The sequence below is a fragment of the Paracoccus sigandri genome (genome assembly GCF_003709565.1).
In the GTDB taxonomy this organism is placed as follows: Bacteria; Pseudomonadota; Alphaproteobacteria; order Rhodobacterales; family Rhodobacteraceae; genus Paracoccus; species Paracoccus siganidrum.
Map to the genome: position 1 here is coordinate 38,704 of NZ_QNRC01000028.1, position 17,194 is coordinate 55,897.

13 protein-coding genes and 2 pseudogenes are annotated in these 17,194 nt (G+C 66.4%); 8 read left to right on the forward strand and 7 right to left on the reverse strand.

Features of this window, described 5'->3' with window-relative positions:
* Window positions 1-9: 9 nt before the first annotated feature.
* The 7 genes from C9E82_RS19130 to C9E82_RS19160 all read left to right on the forward strand — a co-directional run bounded on the left by C9E82_RS19130 (window position 10) and on the right by C9E82_RS19160 (window position 9,039).
* Window positions 10-1,284: a 2-oxo acid dehydrogenase subunit E2 gene (locus C9E82_RS19130; RefSeq protein ID WP_122449360.1), complete on the forward strand. Its 1,275-nt coding sequence runs from the start codon at window positions 10-12 to the stop codon at window positions 1,282-1,284.
* Between the two features lie 10 nt (window positions 1,285-1,294).
* Window positions 1,295-2,965, forward strand: coding sequence for a dihydrolipoyl dehydrogenase (lpdA, locus tag C9E82_RS19135; RefSeq protein ID WP_119900344.1), 1,671 nt, complete (start codon window positions 1,295-1,297; stop codon window positions 2,963-2,965).
* Between the two features lie 178 nt (window positions 2,966-3,143).
* Entirely contained in the window at window positions 3,144-3,737 is a 594-nt protein-coding gene (locus tag C9E82_RS19140; RefSeq protein ID WP_119900345.1) for a VOC family protein, read from the forward strand.
* Window positions 3,738-3,840: 103 nt separating this feature from the next.
* Window positions 3,841-5,571 carry an arylsulfatase gene (locus tag C9E82_RS19145; protein WP_119900355.1) on the forward strand — a complete coding sequence of 577 codons (1,731 nt, stop codon included), beginning with the start codon at window positions 3,841-3,843 and terminating at the stop codon, window positions 5,569-5,571.
* A 19-nt stretch (window positions 5,572-5,590) separates the two neighbouring features.
* Window positions 5,591-6,520 (forward strand): formylglycine-generating enzyme family protein, encoded by a 930-nt coding sequence (locus tag C9E82_RS19150; RefSeq protein WP_119900346.1) that lies wholly within the window; start codon window positions 5,591-5,593, stop codon window positions 6,518-6,520.
* Window positions 6,521-6,740: 220 nt separating this feature from the next.
* Window positions 6,741-7,334 carry a VOC family protein gene (locus C9E82_RS19155; RefSeq protein WP_119900347.1) on the forward strand — a complete coding sequence of 198 codons (594 nt, stop codon included), beginning with the start codon at window positions 6,741-6,743 and terminating at the stop codon, window positions 7,332-7,334.
* 76 nt (window positions 7,335-7,410) lie between these two features.
* Window positions 7,411-9,039: an FAD-dependent monooxygenase gene (locus C9E82_RS19160; protein WP_205962223.1), complete on the forward strand. Its 1,629-nt coding sequence runs from the start codon at window positions 7,411-7,413 to the stop codon at window positions 9,037-9,039.
* Window positions 9,040-9,042: 3 nt separating this feature from the next.
* Here the strand turns inward: C9E82_RS19160 and C9E82_RS19165 are convergent, their stop codons facing one another.
* The 3 genes from C9E82_RS19165 to C9E82_RS19175 all read right to left on the reverse strand — a co-directional run bounded on the left by C9E82_RS19165 (window position 9,043) and on the right by C9E82_RS19175 (window position 11,941).
* Entirely contained in the window at window positions 9,043-9,969 is a 927-nt protein-coding gene (locus C9E82_RS19165; RefSeq protein WP_119900349.1) for a LysR substrate-binding domain-containing protein, read from the reverse strand.
* Between the two features lie 105 nt (window positions 9,970-10,074).
* Window positions 10,075-11,037 (reverse strand): VOC family protein, encoded by a 963-nt coding sequence (locus tag C9E82_RS19170; RefSeq protein ID WP_119900350.1) that lies wholly within the window; start codon window positions 11,035-11,037, stop codon window positions 10,075-10,077.
* A 22-nt stretch (window positions 11,038-11,059) separates the two neighbouring features.
* Complete coding sequence (locus C9E82_RS19175; RefSeq protein ID WP_119900351.1) at window positions 11,060-11,941, reverse strand: fumarylacetoacetate hydrolase family protein; 882 nt, start codon at window positions 11,939-11,941, stop codon at window positions 11,060-11,062.
* A gap of 190 nt (window positions 11,942-12,131) precedes the next feature.
* On the opposite strand from C9E82_RS19175, the gene C9E82_RS19180 reads away from it, so the two are divergent.
* Window positions 12,132-12,839 (forward strand): GntR family transcriptional regulator, encoded by a 708-nt coding sequence (locus tag C9E82_RS19180; RefSeq protein WP_119900352.1) that lies wholly within the window; start codon window positions 12,132-12,134, stop codon window positions 12,837-12,839.
* 33 nt (window positions 12,840-12,872) lie between these two features.
* On the opposite strand, the gene mhpA is transcribed toward C9E82_RS19180, so the two are convergent.
* The 4 genes and pseudogenes from mhpA to C9E82_RS19200 all read right to left on the reverse strand — a co-directional run.
* Window positions 12,873-14,516: a bifunctional 3-(3-hydroxy-phenyl)propionate/3-hydroxycinnamic acid hydroxylase MhpA gene (mhpA, locus tag C9E82_RS19185; protein ID WP_170162153.1), complete on the reverse strand. Its 1,644-nt coding sequence runs from the start codon at window positions 14,514-14,516 to the stop codon at window positions 12,873-12,875.
* A 195-nt stretch (window positions 14,517-14,711) separates the two neighbouring features.
* Entirely contained in the window at window positions 14,712-14,897 is a 186-nt protein-coding gene (locus tag C9E82_RS19190) for a hypothetical protein (protein WP_147393134.1), read from the reverse strand.
* 207 nt (window positions 14,898-15,104) lie between these two features.
* A pseudogene (locus C9E82_RS19195) lies at window positions 15,105-16,441 on the reverse strand (IS5 family transposase).
* 251 nt (window positions 16,442-16,692) lie between these two features.
* Window positions 16,693-17,131 (reverse strand): annotated as a pseudogene (locus C9E82_RS19200) (transposase); the annotation flags it as partial.
* Window positions 17,132-17,194: the final 63 nt, after the last annotated feature.

A 17,194-nucleotide genomic window follows, 5' to 3' on the forward strand; every position in this document is an offset into this window, starting at 1 on the left:
CGGATCGAGATGAGCAATATTGTGAAGATCACGGTTCCCGATCTGGGCGATTTCCGCGATGTGCCGATCGTCGAGATGCCGGTCTCGGTCGGCGATGTGATCGCGGCGGGCGATACGATCGTGGTGGTCGAATCCGACAAGGCGACGCTGGACGTTCCCGCCGAGATCGCCGGCCGCATCGCGGCCCTGCATGTCGGCATGGGCGACAAGGTCAGCGAAGGCTCGCTGCTGGCCGAGATCGAGGCCGAGGACGCGCAGGACGATCCCGCCCCCGCAGCGCCCGCCGCCGCACCCGCCGCGCCAGCGCCGGCAGAACCGGCCCCACCCGCCGCGGCGCCCCCCGCACCCGCGTCTCCGCCGCCGGCGGCCGCGGCGCGGACGGATGGCTTGCCGCCCCATGCCTCGCCCTCGATCCGCAAATTCGCTCGAGAGCTGGGCGTCGATCTGGCGCGGATCACCGGCACCGGACCCAAGGGCCGCATCACCCGCGAGGATGTGCAGGGCTTCGTCAAGGCGGCCTTGCAGGCGCCGGCTGCCGCCTCCGGTCCCAGCCTGGGGCTGGGCCTGCCCGACTGGCCCCGCGTCGATTTCGCCAAGTTCGGCGAGATCGAGCGCAAGCCGCTGTCGCGCATCGTGCGCATCTCGGGGCCGGCGCTGGCGCGCAATGCCATCGTCATCCCGCATGTCACCAATTTCGACGAAGCCGACGTGACCGAGCTGGAGGCGTTCCGCAAACAGGCCAATGAAGACAGGGACGCGCCGAAGCTGTCGATCCTGCCCTTCGTGGTCAAGGCGGCGGTGGCGGCGCTGAAGGCCTATCCGGCATTCAACTCCTCGCTGGACGGCGACGAGATGGTGCTGAAGAAATACTGGAATATCGGCGTCGCCGCCGACACGCCGGAAGGTCTGGTCGTGCCGGTGGTCAAGAATGCCGACCGCAAGGGGCTGCGCGAGATCGCCGCCGAGATGGCCGACCTGGCCGCCGATGCCCGTGCCGGGCGGCTGAAAGCCACCGACATGCAGGGGGCGACCTTCACCATCTCGTCGCTCGGCGGCGTGGGCGGCACCAACTTCACCCCGATCATCAATGCGCCCGAGGTGGCGATCCTGGGCATGACCCGTTCCGCGATCAAGCCGGTCTGGGACGGGCAGGGCTTCCAGCCGCGCCTGATCCAGCCGCTGTCGCTGTCCTGGGACCACCGCGCCGTCGACGGCGTCGCGGCGGCGCGCTTCCTTGGCTTCCTCAAGGACGTGCTGGGCGATTTCCGCCGGATCAGCCTGTGAGGAGCGCCCGATGATCAAGGACATCACCATCCCCGATATCGGCGATTTCAAGGACGTCGCCATCGTCGAGATCAGCGTGAAGCCCGGCGACCGCATCGCCGCCGAGGACACCATCCTGATGCTGGAAAGCGACAAGGCGACGATGGACATTCCCGCCCCCGTCGCGGGAACCGTGACCGAACTGCTGGTCGCCGAGGGCGACCGGGTCAGCGCCGGCACGCCGGTCATGCGGGTTGAGACCGAGGCGCAAACCACCGCTCCGTCGCCGGCCCCCGCAGCGCCGGCGACCGCTTCGGAGGATCACGCCGACCTGCTGGTCATCGGCGCCGGGCCGGGCGGCTATACCGCCGCCTTCCGCGCCGCCGATCTGGGCCGCAAGGTGGTGCTGATCGATACCCGCCCCACGCTTGGCGGGGTCTGCCTGAATGTCGGCTGCATCCCCTCCAAGGCGCTTCTGCATGTCGCCAAGCTGATCGACGATGCCGCCGAGGGCGCCGCCCATGGCGTCAGCTTCGGCGCCCCGCAGATCGACCTGGATGCGATCCGGGGCTGGAAGGACCAGGTGGTCGGCAAGCTGACCGGCGGGCTGTCCGGGCTGGCGCGGCGGCGCAAGGTCCAGACCGTGCAGGGCACCGCCCGCTTCACCGGCCCGCATGAGGTCGAGGTGGCGACACCCGACGGGACGCGCCGCATCCGCTTCGACCAGGCGATCATCGCGGCGGGGTCCAGTCCCGTGCGGCTGCCCTTCCTGCCCGACGACCCGCGCATCATCGACAGCACCGGCGCGCTGGACCTGGCGCAGGTGCCGCAGCGCCTGCTGGTCCTGGGCGGCGGCATCATCGGGCTGGAAATGGCGCAGGTCTATCACGCGCTCGGCTCGCGCATCACCATCGCCGAAAGGCTGGACCAGATCATCCCCGGCGCCGACAAGGATGTCGTCAAGCCGCTGATGGCGCGGATTTCCGCGCGCTACGAGGCCGTGCATCTGGAAACCAGCGTGACCGCCGTTCAGGCGGGAAAGGCGCTGACCGTCAGTTTCGAGGGCAAGGCGGGCAGCTGGCAGGCCGAATACGACGCCATCCTGGTCGCGGTGGGCCGGCGCCCGAACGGTGCGCTGCTGGGGGCCGAGGCCGCCGGCGTGACGGTCACCGACCAGGGCTTCATCCCGGTTGATGCGCAGATGCGCACCGGCCAGCCGCATATCTTCGCCATTGGCGACGTCGTGGGCCAGCCGATGCTGGCGCACAAGGCCACGCATGAGGCCAAGGTGGCGGCCGAGACCGCCTGCGGCCACAAGGCGGCGTTCGATCCCGTGGCGATCCCCTCGGGCGCCTATACCGACCCGGAAATCGCCTGGGCCGGCCTGACCGAAACCCAGGCCAGGGCCGAGGGCCGCAAGCTCCGCGTGGAACGCTTCCCCTGGGCGGCCTCGGGGCGGGCGCTGTCGATGGGCCGGGCCGAGGGGCTGACCAAGATGCTGTTCGACCCCGATACCGGCCGGGTGCTGGGCGCGGCCATCACTGGCCCCAATGCAGGCGAATTGCTGGCCGAGGCGGTGCTGGCCATCGAGATGGCCGCCGATGCGGCCGACCTGGCGCTGACCATCCACCCGCATCCGACGCTGTCCGAAACCCTGGGCTTCGCGGCCGAGGCCTTCGAAGGAACCCTGACCGATCTTTAGCATGCGGGCGGTCGAACCTGCGCCTCATGCACCGAAAAGCGGCATATTCTGCCGATAATGCGGACAAGCGAGCCCGGATGAAACGCATCTGCCGATCCGGACCCGGTATCATCGGGACAACCCGCAATCCGGTCACCGGACCGCGCGCCCACAGACCAGACTTCACGAGGAGAGAAAAATGAAGAAACCCAGACCCATCGCGCAGAAGCCGGTTCTGCATCACGTGACGTTCAAGACGACGCGCCTGCAGGAGATGATCGACTGGTACGAGGCTGTCGTCGGCTGCGCGCCGAACTTCACCTTCGAAGCGGCCGCCTGGACCACCAACGACACCGCGAACCACCGCATCGCCTTCCTGACCACGCCGGGCATCAAGGACGATCCCGACAAGGTGGCGCATAGCGGCATCCATCACACGGCCTTCGAATTCGGCACGCTGCAGGCGCTTCTGGACAATTACGAGCGGCTGGCCGAGGTCGGCATCCTGCCGCATATCTGCCTGGATCACGGGCTGACGATGTCCTTCTACTACGTCGACCCGGACGGCAATTCGGTCGAGCTGCAAAGCGACAATTTCGGCAACTGGATCCATTCGGCGCATTGGATGCAGACCTCGCCCGAATTCGCGCGCGAGCCCATCGGGGTCGAGGTGGACCCGCCGAAGCTGATCGCGGCGCTGAAAGAGGGCGTGCCGCTCTCGGACCTGCTCAAGCGGTCGCGCGAGGGCGAATACCTGCCCGAAACGCCGGGCGACATCAGACTGCCGGCTTAAGGCTCTCGGCCGAGGCGTCCATGGATGCTTCGGCCGTCACACGGCATGCCTGCCGCATCGCGGCAGGGCGAAACTCGACGCGGATCATCAAGGGGGAGTGATGATGGACATCTCGAAGCAGGGCCCCGGTTGCGACCGTTTTCTGCGCGCCGTTCTGGCGGGCATGGGCGTGATCGTTGCGGCATCCGGCGCCGCGGGCGCAGAGGAGGCCGCGCGGCAGGATCCCCGGCCCAATATCGTGCTGATCGTCGCCGACGACCTGGGCTATTCCGACCTGGGCGCCTTCGGCGGCGAGATCGAGACCCCGCATCTGGACGAGCTGATCGGCGAGGGGGCGCAACTGCTGGATTTCCACAGCTCGCCGACCTGTTCGCCCACGCGGGCCATGCTGATGTCGGGGACCGACAACCATGTCGCGGGCCTGGGCAACATGGCCGAGCTGCTGCATGACGAGCAGCGCGGCCAGCCGGGCTACGAGACCTTCCTGGCCGACCGGGTGGTGGCCTTTCCCGAACTGCTGCAGGACGCGGGCTACAACACCTATATCTCGGGCAAGTGGCATCTGGGCGGCCAGCCCGAGCAGCTGCCGGTCAATCGGGGCTTCGACAAGTCCACCGTCCTGCTGGCCGGCGCGGCGGGGCATTTCGACGATGTCGGGGCCAATGTCCGGGTGCCCGTCGCCTCGTTCCGCGAGGGCAGCGAGGAATTCACCCTGCCCGAGGACTTCTTCTCGACCGATTTCTATACCGACCGGATCATCGAGTATATTTCCGAGGACGAGGATGACGGAAAGCCGTTCTTCGCCTATCTGGCCCTGACCGCGCCGCATTGGCCGCTGCAGGCGCCGCAGCCCTATATCGACAAGTATCGGGGCCGTTACGATGCGGGCTACGAGGCCATCCGCGAGGCCCGGATCGACCGGATGCAGCAGCTTGGCATCATCGGTGCGGACATCACGCCCTGGGAGTTTTCCGCGGACTGGCCAAGCTGGCAGCAGCTTTCCGACAGCCAGCGGCTTCGCGAGGCGCGGCTGATGGAGGTCTATGCCGCCATGGTCGACAACATGGACGAGAATATCGGCAGGCTGGTCGCCCATCTCAAGCAGACCGGCGAATATGACAACACCATCTTCGTGTTCATGTCCGACAATGGCGCCGAAGGGCAGGATGCCGAGGAAACCTCGCCCGACAATGCCGACTGGATCGCCGAGAAATTCGACAACTCGACCGACAATATCGGCACGGTCACGTCCTTTGCCGGCTATGGCCCGGTCTGGGCGGCGGTCGGGTCCACGCCCCTGCGCATGTACAAGGGCTTCACCTATGAGGGCGGCATCCGCGTGCCCGCCTTCATCACCGCCCCCGGCCGGGTCGAGCCGGGCCTGCGGGACCAGTTCGCCACGGTCATGGACATCGCGCCGACGCTGCTGGACTATGCCGGGGTGACGCCGCCCGAGGACACCTACAAGGGCCGCGACATCATGCCGATCACCGGCCGCTCGATGGTGGACATGTTGTCGGGCGAGGCCGAGGCGGTGCATGACGGCGACAGCCATGTCGGCTGGGAACTGTCGGGACGCATCGCCATCCGCCAGGGCGACTGGAAGCTGGTCTGGAGCAATGCGCCCCATGGCACGGATGACTGGGAATTGTTCGATCTGTCGGCCGATCCCGGCGAAAGCCGCGACCTTGCGAAGGCCGAACCCGCGAAACGGGATGCGATGGTTGCGCTATGGGACGACTACCGCGAACGGAACGGGGACATCTGGTCACCGGATATGGCCGGCAGGATGTTCTATTCCAACGCCAGCAGGCATTTCGAGCTGTACCCCTGACCCTGTTCGGAGCGCGGCAATGAGCGATCCCGACCCTCACCCCAACGCCGGCCGCGGAATGGTCTTCATCCCCGGCGGCCGCTTCCGGATGGGGTCGGACGATCACTATCCCGAGGAGGCGCCGGCGCGCGAGGTCGCGGTGGAAGGTTTCTGGATCGACCGCCTGCCGGTGACCAACCGCCGCTTCCGCAAATTCGTCGAGGCGACCGGCCATGTCACGCTGGCAGAGCGCCAGCCGCGGCGCGAGGATTACCCCGATGCCGCGGCGCATCTCTTGAAGCCCGGCTCGGCGGTCTTCACGCCCCCCGAAAAGGCGGTGCCGCTGGACGATCACGGCCGCTGGTGGCGCCATGTTCCGGGCGCGTCCTGGCGCCGCCCGCTGGGGCCGGGAAGCTCGATCAAGGGCATCGAGGATCATCCGGTCGTCCATATCGCCCATGCCGATGCGGCCGCCTATGCGCGGTGGGCGGGGAAATCGCTGCCGACCGAGGCGGAATGGGAATTTGCCGCGCGCGGCGGGCTGGAAGCTGCGGAATTCGCCTGGGGCGATGAGCTGGTGCCGGATGGCCGGCAGATGGCCAACACCTGGCAGGGTCGGTTTCCGGTCCAGAACCTGATGGAGGACGGATGGTATCGCACCTCGCCGGTCGAGGCCTTTTCCGCGAACGGCTTCGGCCTGCAGGACATGATCGGCAATGTCTGGGAATGGACCGATGATCCCTGGACGGCTCGCGGCCAGGCCGGCGGATCGCGACCCTGTTGCGCCGCGGGCAAGGGCGCGCGCGCACCGGACCCCGCCTCTGGCGCGGTGGCGCAAAAGGTGATCAAGGGGGGCTCGCATCTCTGCGCGCCGAACTATTGCCGGCGCTATCGCCCCGCCGCCCGGCACCCGCAGCCCGTGGACAGTCCGACCGGCCATATCGGGTTCCGCTGCGTGATCCGCGGCTGACGCTTCGTTTCGCGCCGCTGCCAGGAAAGGATGATCGGCCCTGCATGCAGGGTCGGTCATTTTCGTTTCGGAAGATCGGAGCGCGATAATCTTTCGGCATCACCGTTTTTGATTTGCCATCTGATGAAAGCCCCTCCGCCATGACAGTCTGGAGTCGGAAAGCCGTCGTCCGGGCTCATGTCCGGGGCGCCGCATTTTCGACCTGTCGGGGAGGAGCCCAATGAAGAAACCGAAGCCCATCGCGCAGAAGCCGGTTCTGCATCACGTGACGTTCAAGACGACGCGCCTGCAGGAGATGATCGACTGGTACGAGGCCGTGGTCGGCTGCGCGCCGAACTTCGCCTTCGAGGGCGCCGCCTGGACCACCAACGACACCGCCAACCACCGCATCGCCTTCCTGACCACGCCGGGCATCAAGGACGATCCCGACAAGGTGGCGCATAGCGGCATCCACCACACGGCCTTCGAATTCGGCACGCTGCAGGCGCTTCTGGACAATTACGAGCGGCTGGCCGAGGTGGGCATCCTGCCGCATATCTGCCTGGATCACGGGCTGACCATGTCGTTCTACTATGTCGACCCGGACGGCAATTCGGTCGAGCTGCAAAGCGACAATTTCGGCAACTGGATCCATTCGGCGCACTGGATGCAGACCTCGCCCGAATTCGCGCGCGAACCGATCGGCGTCGAGGTGGACCCGCCGAAGCTGATCGCCGCGCTGAAACAGGGCGTGCCGCAGTCGGAATTGCTGAAGCGGTCTCGCGAGGGCGAATACCTGCCCGAAACGCCGGGCGACATCAGACTGCCCGCCTGATCTTTCACATCGTCCTCGGCCCCGTGGGGCGGATATGGCGGGCCGTCATGGCCCTGCCAAGCGGAGACCTGTTGCTGTGACACCGAAACCCGACACGACCACCGTTGCCATCATCGGCAGCGGCCCCGCCGGCCTGTCTCTGGCCATCGAACTGGGCCACCGCGGCGTGCCCTGCACCATCTTCGAGCGCAGCCCGCGCGCCGGTCACGCGCCCCGCGCCAAGACCACCCATTCGCGCACCCGCGAACATATGCGCCGCTGGGGGATCGCCGGGAAGCTGGCCGAGGCCTCGCCCTTTGGCGTGGATTACCCCAGCCATGTGATGTTCGTGACGCGGCTTGGCGGGCATCTGCTGCACCGTTTCGAACATGCGCTGGACTGCAACCCGGCGCGGGACGAGCATTATTCCGAACATGGCCAGTGGATTCCGCAATACCGGCTGGAAAAGGTGCTGTTGGATCATGCGCTGTCGCTGCCCGGCGTGCGGATCCTCTACGGCCAGGAATTCACCGATTACGCCGAGACCGGCAGCGGCGTGACCGTCCGGCTGCGCGACGTCGAGGATGGCAGCACCCACGAGATGGCGGCCAGTTATCTGGTCGGCGCGGACGGGTCGGGCAGCACGGTGCGCGACCGGATCGACGCGACCATGCAGGGCAGCTATGGGCTGTCGCGCAATCTCAACATCATCTTCCGCGCGCCGGGTCTGGCCGGGGCGCATCCGCACGGGCCGGGGATCATGTTCTGGCAGATCAATCCCGACCTGCCCAGCCTGATCGGGCCGATGGACCAGGGCGACCTGTGGTATTTCATGCCGACCGGGGTGGATGGGGCGAACCCGCCGACGCCCGCCGAGGCCGAGGCGATGATCCGCAAGGCGACCGGCATCGACACCGAAATCGAGGTGCTGAGTTCCGATACCTGGGTGGCCAGCAAGCTGCTGGCCGACCGCTTCCGCAACGGCCGCGCCTTCCTGGTCGGCGATGCGGGGCATCTGCATCCGCCCTTCGGCGGCTTCGGGATGCTGTTGGGCGTCGGCGATGCGGTCGACCTGGGCTGGAAGATCGCGGCGGTCCTGGCCGGCTGGGGCGGCGAGGGTCTGCTGGACAGCTACGAGATCGAGCGGCGGCAGACCGCGCAGATCGTGCTGGACGCGGCCGAGGCCAATCACACCATCCTGGCCAATCAGCTGATCCTGCCGCATCTGGAAGAGGACAGCCCGGCGGGCGAGGCGGCGCGGGCTGAGGCGGCGGCGCTGGTGCGCCGGCACAAGCGGGCCGAGTTCTATGCTCGCGGCGTGGTGCTGGGCTATTGCTATCGCGGCTCGCCCGTCGTGGTGGACGACGGCAGCCAGCAGGACTGGGTGCGTTCGCTGGACTATGTCCCGGCCGCGATCCCCGGCTGCATCGCGCCGCATTGCTGGCTGGCGGACGGAAGCTCGCTCTACGATCATTTCGGCGCCGGCTTCACGCTGCTGGCGACCGGCCCCGGCCTCGATGCCGAGATCGCCCGCGCCGAAGCCGAGGCGCGGCAGGCGGGCGTTCCGCTGACGGTGATCGCGCCGGGGGACGACCGGCTGCCGGGGCTTTATGCCGCGCGGCTGGCGCTGATCCGGCCCGACCAGCATGTCGCCTGGCGCGGCGATGCCTTCGAGGATGGCGTCTTCGCGGTGATCGCGGGCCAGCGGGCGGCGGTGCCCGCCTGATCGTCACGGTGCCGCCGCGCCATCGGTCTTGCGGCTGTATTGCAGCCCGGCGCGGCGGAACATGTCGAACATCGATTCCGCCAGCGGGGTCAGCGAAATGTCGGTGCGATAGACCAGGCAGATCGGCGCTGCGATCATTTCCTCGCGGATCGGCAGCACCTCGAACAGCTCGCGCGAGACCGGCGCGTTCAGCATCTGCCGGGGCACCGAGGTCAGCAGATCGCTGTTGGCCACCGCCAGCAGCGTCGCCGTCGAGGATGTCGTATGCATCACCACGCGCGGCGGCGGCAGGCCCAGCTGGGACCAGGGCCGCTCGAAATCGCCTTCGCTCTCGCGGTCGGGCAGGGCCTGCTTGACCCATTCCGTCCCGGCCAGATCGCGCAGCGAGGTGATGTCCTTCAGCGGGTGCGCCTTGCGCGCGATCACCACGCGGTGGTTGCTGAACAGCGTCTCATAGGCGATCCTGCTGCGCTTTTCCGCGGCGGCGAAGGGGCCGACGAAGAAGTCGATCTCGCCGTTCAGCAACCGGCCCTCGATCGGCTGGAAGAAGCTTTCGATGATCTTCAGGACGGCGCCCGGATGGCGGTTCCTGAAGGCGCGCACGGCCTGCGGCATCAGCGCGAAGGTCGAGATGGCCGACATGGCGACGCTGATGCTGCCGGTCATGGTTCCCTGCAGCTGCTGGATTTCCTCGCGCGCCCGGCGCAGTTCTTCCTGTACGGCGCGGGCGCGGTCCAGGAAGGCTCGGCCGACGGCGGTCAGCTGCATCCCGAACTGATGGCGCTCGAACAGGGGGACGCCCAGCTCCTGCTCCAGCTCGCGGATGCTGCGGGTGATCGCGGGCTGGGTGATGCCCAGCTGGCGCGCCGCCGCGCGCAGGCTGCCGGTTTCGGCCGTCGCGACGACATCCCTGATCTGGCTCAGTTTCATGCGTTGTTCCTGCTTCTGTTCGCGGCTCCATGAAAGCACGATCCCGGCCACGGGCAAAGCCGGGGCCGGGCGGTGAAGGCGTTGCCGCCGGCAAGGACCTGGGGCCTAGTCCTGCCGCGCCTCGTAGTTGACGACGAAGTCCTTCGCGATCTCGGGGCCCCAGAGATAGATCGAATCCTCGCCGGGATAGTCGCCCGCCTCCCAGTCGTGATCGACGGGGATATAGTCGATATCGGCCGAATATTCGGAATAGCTGCCCCAGGGATCCTTCACGTAATGGAAGTAATTGGACCCCAGCACATGCCGGCCCAGCCCCCAGCCCTTGGAGAATCCCTTGTCGGCCATCTGCGCGGCGCCCAGGCCGATCTCGTTGATGCCGCCCACGTCCCAGCTGCAATGATGCAGGCCCGGCGCCTCGGATTTCGCGAAGGCGACCAGATGGTGGTCCGAGCCGTGGATGCCGTGCATGAAGCAGATCCCGTCACCCGACTGGTCCGACAGCCGCAGCCCCAGGACGCGGGAATAGAAGCGGATGCAGCCCAGGACGTCGGGCGTGAAGATCAGCAGATGCGCCAGCCGCCGCGGCCGCACCTGCGGCGCCTTCGACCGTTGGATCGAGCCCATCCTGCCCCCCGGCACCGAACGGGTGGTGAAGTCCATCTTGGCGGCGGGCGAGGTCTTTTCCGCCACCTTCACCTCGATCAGGACGCCGAACGGGTCGTGAAACCAGATGCCGTTGCTGTCGAAGCCGCGCGGGGCGTCCATGATGCGGACGCCCTCGGCCTCGATGCGCCGCTTGATCGGCTCGAAATCCTCCTCGAAGACGGCGAAGGACAGGTGGCTCAGCTTCTTGCGGTTGCTTTCGGCCAGCGACATCCAGCGATGGTCCGATCCGAAGGTATAGAGCCCCAGGCCCTCGCCCTCCTCGCGCACGTCCAGCCCGAAGGCGGTGTAGAAATCCTGCGCCACCTTCAGGTCGGGCACCACCATGTGGAAGGTGTCCATCGAATGGATGCCCAGCTCGCCCGGCCGCTTGGTGATGCCGACCTTTCCCGTGATTGCGGTCATGGTTGTTCCTCCTCTTCCCCGGTCAGGCCGTTTTCGCCAGCCGGGTCGCGGCCTCGTCGCGGATCGGGTTCGACAGCAAGCCGATACCGGTGATCTCGACCTCGCAGACATCGCCGTCCTTCATGAACAGCTGCGGCTTGCGCGCCAGTCCGACGCCCGAGGGCGTGCCGGTCACGATCACGTCGCCCGGTTTCAGGGTCATGAACTCGGAACAGATCGCGACCAGCTGCGCGACCGAGAACACCATGTCGTCGATGGCGGCCTGCTGGACGACCTGGCCGTTCAGCCGCGTGGTCAGCGTCAGCCCCAGGCAGCCAGCGGGCAGGGCGCCCGCGGTCACGAACCACGGGCCGAAGGCGCCGCTGTCGTCGAAATTCTTGCCCGCCGTCCATTGCGGCGACTTGAACTGATAGTCGCGGATCGAGGCATCGTTGAAGATCGAATAGCCGGCGACGTAATCCAGCGCCTCGGCTTCGGACACGTTGCGCGCCTCGCGGCCGATCACCGCGACAAGCTCGCCCTCGTAATCCAGTTGCGCCGAGGCGAGGGGGCGGATGATCGGCGCGCCATGCCCGATCAGCGACGAGTTGAAACGCCCGAACAGGGTCGGGAAATCCGGCTGCTCGAAGCCGCTCTCGGCGGAATGGTCGCGATAGTTCAACCCGACGCAGATGATCTTTTCGGGATCGGAGATCGGCGGCAGCAGCGCGACGCTGCCGAGCGGGATCTGCGGGGCCGCCTGCAGCGCCGCCCCCGCCTGAGCCACGGCGTCGCCGCCCTTGCGGATCAGGGTCAGCAGATCGCCGGGATAGCCGGCCTCGTCTTCCGTCAGGCCGCGAAAGCCCCCCTCCACCTCGACCGCCAGACCCTTGCGGCCATACTTGCAAAACGCTGCGAATTTCATGGCATTCCTCCAAGCTATGCCTGCGAGGATAGAAGGGATAGTAAATATGTCAATAAATAATATATTATCATGTCGAGATGCGCGGAAGGGCAGGTAGGCTGGTGATAGTGGATTGTCAGTGTTTAAATCTATTATTATCCAGCTCTTGCGGGTAGAGTGGGGCGATCGAAGCGGAAAGCGGGTGACGACGATGGCAAGGGGCAACCGGGACAAGGGCGAAAACCTGACCACGCAGGCCTACAAGCAGATCCGGGCGGATATCCTGGCCTGCCGAATCACGCCGGGGCAGAAGCTGAAGATCTCGGACCTGGTGGCGCGGCTGGGGTTCAGCCTCGGCGCGGTGCGCGAGGCGCTGTCGCGGCTGACCTCGGAGGGGCTGGTGCTGGCCGAGGCGAACAAGGGCTATCGGGTGGCGCCGATCACCCGCGTCGAGCTGGAGGATCTGACCGCGACCCGGATCATGATCGAATGCGCCTGCCTGAAGGATGCGATCGCGCATGGCGACCTGAAATGGGAATCCGAAATCGTGTCCAGCCTTTACGAGCTGTCGCGGATCGGGCTGGAGAATCCTTCGGATCCCGGCGGGGTCAGCGCGGCCTGGGCCGAGGCGCATCAGCGCTTTCACCATGCGCTGGTGGCGGCCTGCCAAAGTGCCTGGCTGATGCGGATCCGCGAAATGCTCTATGTGCAATCCGAACGCTATCGCAGCGCCACGGTGCCGCTGGACCGCAGCCAGCGGGATCTGCATGCCGAACACAAGGCCATCGCGGATGCCGCCATTGCCCGCGACCCGGCGACGGCCGGTGCGGCCATGGCCGAGCATCTGTCGCTGACGACCCGCATCCTGCTCGATTCGAACCTGGTCGAGGATTTCGAGGAAAGGCTGAAGCGGGCCTGAGCCAAGCCCGCCCATCTTTCGCTTGCCTGAGGGTCAGGCGCTGGCCGCCATGTGCGGTTCGGGCACATCGTCCGTCGCCAGCAGGCCGACCTGACGCGCCTGCCGGTCCAGTTCGGCCAGGACCCGGTCCAGACCTGCCGCATCGGCGGCACCGCCGAACAGATACAGGTCCGGCCGCACCAGCATGGCGTTCAGGCCGCGTTCGCGCATGAAGGGCAGGATCTGGCCCTGCGTGTCGGCAACCTCGCCGTCGGTGGCGCAGGTCCTGCCGGCGACGGTCACGACGGTCGCGCCCAGCCTCTCCAGCGTCCGGCGGCTGGCGGGATCAAGGTCGGCCAGCGTCAACTCGCGGGTCAGGATCAGCACCAGTCCGGGCGCGACCAGCGTATCGAAACGCCCGGTTCGGCGATTCAGGCGAACGGTGCCATGCGGCGACAGCTCGCCGGCCGGGGCCAGCACCGCGCCCTGCGCATCGCGGGCCAGAAACCCGTCGGTCAGGATCGGGAAGGGCGGCGGGGGCGGGGCCTCGCCCGACAGGAACATCCGGTCGCGTTCGGCCGCCGCGTCCTTGTCGGGAATGCAGATGATCGAACCCAGGAACATCGACGCCTTGATGATGTCGGTGACATGGGGCAGCCGCTCGGCCTGGTATGTGTCCAGCAGCGCCGGATCGGCCGCGCCGCTCAGCACGCTGTCCAGCTTCCAGCCGAGGTTCCAGACATCGCGCAGCCCGGCGCACATGCCCTGGCCCATGAACGGCGGCATCACATGCGCGGCGTCGCCCGCCAGAAGGATGCGCCCGTCGCGCCATCTGTCCGCCACCAGAGAGCGGAAGGTATAGAGCGCATGGCGCACCAGCCGGCCCTGTTCGGGCTTGATCCAGTCGCCCAGCAGCTCCTGGACCTTGGCGGTCTCGACCATCTCCTCGCGCGTCTCGTGGGGCAGGCGCATGAATTCCCAGCGCCGGCAGATCTGGCCGTTCTCGATCCCGCCCGGCACGATGGTGGTCGGGCGTTCGGGATTGCAATATTGCCCGCATTCGATCAGCCCCAGATCGCGCGCCGTCAGCCCGTCGTTCAGCACGAAATCCACCACCAGCCAGTCGGCCTCGAAGCCCAGGTCGCTGCGGGTGATCCCCAGCGTTTCGCGCACGAAGCTGTTGGCGCCGTCGATGCCGATCACATAGCGGGCGGTATGGTCGCGCTCGGCGCCGGTGGCGGTGTCGCGGATGCGGACCACGACATGATCGTCATGCTGGGTGATCGCCATGCATTCCTGTTCGAAATGCAGCGCGATATTGGTGCGGCGCTTGGCCTCGGCATCCAGCTCGCGCTCCAGCGACGGCTGGTGGACGAAATTGACCTCGGTGCCGCCCGAAACCGAGCCGGCGGTCCAGTCGATCGAGATCAGCTCCTGCCACTCGGCGTTGAACCAGCGATAGACGGGCGCAGGCTCGGTCACCCTGTCGGCGATGGGGCCGAGGCCGCCGGCATGCATGACCCGGAAGATCTCGTGGTCGATGCAGACGGCACGGGGCAGCGGAAAAATCTCGCCGAACCGCTCGAACACGCCGACCCGCCAGCCCAGGCGATCCAGCAGCAGGGCCGAAAACTTGCTGACAGGGCCGTAGCCGATCTGGATGACATCGAAATCCGTCTGCGACACGCGTGGCTTCATGGTTTCCTCCCCCATTGGCCCGGTCAGTATCGCGACAGTTAATGTATCTGTCAATAAATAATATATTATACTTGTGTTGCTTTGCCTGGTTCGCCCGTCTCTCGCGGCGTCCGGGCGTGAGCCGTAAACTTTGCCTATGCCGGCCTGGATGCGGTCATGACGGCAGCGGCCCAGGCGCCGCTGCCGGCGGGCAGGTCAGTACTGCCGCTCGAGGCGCTCCGCGCGGGCCACGTAGTCGATCCAGCCGGCAGCGACCTCCGCGTCCAGGGCCAGCAGGCGTTCGTATTCCGACCGGTTGTGCGATATGGCGGCGTCGATGTCGGCCTGCGTGAGCGGCGCTTCCCAATCGGCGGCGGCCCGGGGCTGCTCCTCCTCCGTCATCGTCGCCGCGCGTTGGCCCATCCGCGACGGGCGGCCCTTGGATCGGGACAAGTATAAAAGACAGAAAATCACGGCTGGCAACAAGGGAAACGGGGCCGGCGCACTGCAGCGCGGGAAAGGAAAGGGATGGCTCTAGTCGGGCGGCGGTCGCAACTCTTCTCGCAGGCCACTCTTCCACGACTAATCAGTCGGTTCTGAACAACGCGGTTATGCCGCGCGGGGCGTCCGAAGTGATCCGTCAGCGCCCCCGATGATGGCGCGGATGAAGCGGATGACGAGAGCCCAAAGAGCCCTGATATGGGCGAAGATCTTTCGGATATTGTGGCCGCAGGCGCAGAGCACGGCGAAGATGGCATCGCCGATCCGGCCCTTGAGGGGACATCTGGTCAACCGCCCGTCCGATTTCATGTGCCCGATTTCGGGTTCGATGGCGCTGCGTCGCTTGAGGAGCTTCGCCCGCGCCGGTGTAATACCGCGCCGCTGACGGCTGATCAGGACCTGGGCGATCTCTGCGCCATGTCCGCGACAACCGCGGTCCACGACGGCCAGGCTGGGCCTCGTGTCAGTCAGGATCTCGACCTGCTCCAGCGCTGGCGCCAGGGTGTGGCCGTCATAAGGATTGCCCGGAAAGCTGCGGGCGCCCACCACGAAGCCGCCGTCAAGGGTGGTGGCAAGGCTGACCTTGGTGCCGAATTCGTAGCGCACCCGTGCCTTGCCCTTGGAGATGCGATCGACCTCGGGCTCGTGCAGGGAATAGATCTTGTCGCGGCTCTTCGGTCCCTGCTCCAGCAGGCGGCCGACCAGCCAGAGGGCGTCCAGAACCCTCTCGCGCAAGGGGCTCGGTGGGATTTCCTGCAGGTGGCGGCGCAGATCGCGGCGCACCCGGCCGACATGACCCCTGAGCTGGCGCAGCGCCTTGCGCATGCGTTTGAACTGACGGGCATGGGCGTAACGGCCGACCTGGACCGCCAGGCGCGGCGCAAGGCGGGCGTAGCTTTCGATCCCGGCCTGCTTCGCCAGGCCCACCAGCAGGGGCCGGGGCCGCTCGTAAAGACGGGCGTCTGTCGGATGGGCGATGTTCTTCTCCATCACCGTCGTATCGACGGCCACCCGTTTCAGGGCATTGTCGGTGATCGTCCCCGAGAAGCGCCCGGCTTCGATGGTCTTGGTCAGAGGCCATTCTACGCCTTCTTCACCGATCCGCTTGCGCCAGCGCACCAGCGATGAGGGATCAATCGGCGGGCGGTGCTGAAAGAAGGTCTCACCGGTGAAATGCTGATCATATGGGTTTCCACCCAGCGGGCAACAACCGCCTCGTCCGACAGCTTGAAGGCGTGCTGCAGATACATCAGCCCGGCGACCAGGCGTGGCGATGTTGCCGGGCGGCCCGTCGTCGAGGGGAAGAGCCCGGCCCATTCCCGCGCGAAGCACTCCCAATCGATCAGAGCTGCAAGCTTCACCAGCTCATGGCGCAGATCGATCATGTCCACCAGTCGGGGACGTAGAAGGTCATCCTGTTCGGGCGCGCGGGATTGGGGCTTCATGGATGATCGGAATTTGCAGGGTTTCTGGGGCCAGATTACGAAACCCTGCAACCCAGTGCCAACAAAACAGACCGATCTTCGCATAATATCAAGACGTTGCACGTTGCTCAGGGGCGACTATGGAGGGCGCGGGTGCGCTGCAAGAAGGAAAGCACAAGACGCGCATCCCTCCTGGTGCGGAGATCATAAAAAGAGATTTCTATCTGGACGACATGATGTGCGGCTGCAGTGAAAGGCTGAAGCCCATTAGGTCATGTTGACAAATGGCGCAGCCATAGCCTGATGCAGGGCACATCGACGAACCCGAGGAAACTGTCTGCGGTTTTATCGTAGCGGGTTGCCAGCCGCCGGCTGTTCTTGAGCTTGTCGAGTGAGCCCGTGAACGCCACCGGTTCGAGAGAACGGGCGAACGCGCTCGACCATGTTCCGCAGCGTGTAGATGGTCATGTCGACGGCCTTGCGTACCTTGTTCTTGCGCATCGGTATCATCGGCAGGGCGTTGCGGTTCTCGATATCTTCTCGAATTTTATCAGAGCCATGGCCCCTGTCAGCGACCAGAACGGCGGGCTGCGGCAGGTTGTCGGCCATCACCAGGTCATAGCCGGTGTAGTCGGAATCCTGTCCCAGCGTGATCTCGGTTCTCATCGGGAGGCCAGCGCCGTTGACGCGGAGATGGATCTTGGTCGAGAAGTGGAAGGTGGTCCAGAAAACGATCCGGCGGATCGTTTTCCCACCGGACGCTCTCGAACGGCC

Coding starts and splice junctions, on each gene's coding strand:
- C9E82_RS19170 (WP_119900350.1), bottom strand. CDS start 11,037: ATGACCGCAATCACGGGAAAGGTCGGCATCACCAAGCGGCCGGGCGAG.
- C9E82_RS19140 (WP_119900345.1), top strand. CDS start 3,144: ATGAAGAAACCCAGACCCATCGCGCAGAAGCCGGTTCTGCATCACGTG.
- mhpA (WP_170162153.1), bottom strand. CDS start 14,516: ATGAAGCCACGCGTGTCGCAGACGGATTTCGATGTCATCCAGATCGGC.
- lpdA (WP_119900344.1), top strand. CDS start 1,295: ATGATCAAGGACATCACCATCCCCGATATCGGCGATTTCAAGGACGTC.
- C9E82_RS19130 (WP_122449360.1), top strand. CDS start 10: ATGAGCAATATTGTGAAGATCACGGTTCCCGATCTGGGCGATTTCCGC.
- C9E82_RS19150 (WP_119900346.1), top strand. CDS start 5,591: ATGAGCGATCCCGACCCTCACCCCAACGCCGGCCGCGGAATGGTCTTC.
- C9E82_RS19165 (WP_119900349.1), bottom strand. CDS start 9,969: ATGAAACTGAGCCAGATCAGGGATGTCGTCGCGACGGCCGAAACCGGC.
- C9E82_RS19190 (WP_147393134.1), bottom strand. CDS start 14,897: ATGACGGAGGAGGAGCAGCCCCGGGCCGCCGCCGATTGGGAAGCGCCG.
- C9E82_RS19155 (WP_119900347.1), top strand. CDS start 6,741: ATGAAGAAACCGAAGCCCATCGCGCAGAAGCCGGTTCTGCATCACGTG.
- C9E82_RS19175 (WP_119900351.1), bottom strand. CDS start 11,941: ATGAAATTCGCAGCGTTTTGCAAGTATGGCCGCAAGGGTCTGGCGGTC.
- C9E82_RS19145 (WP_119900355.1), top strand. CDS start 3,841: ATGGACATCTCGAAGCAGGGCCCCGGTTGCGACCGTTTTCTGCGCGCC.
- C9E82_RS19180 (WP_119900352.1), top strand. CDS start 12,132: ATGGCAAGGGGCAACCGGGACAAGGGCGAAAACCTGACCACGCAGGCC.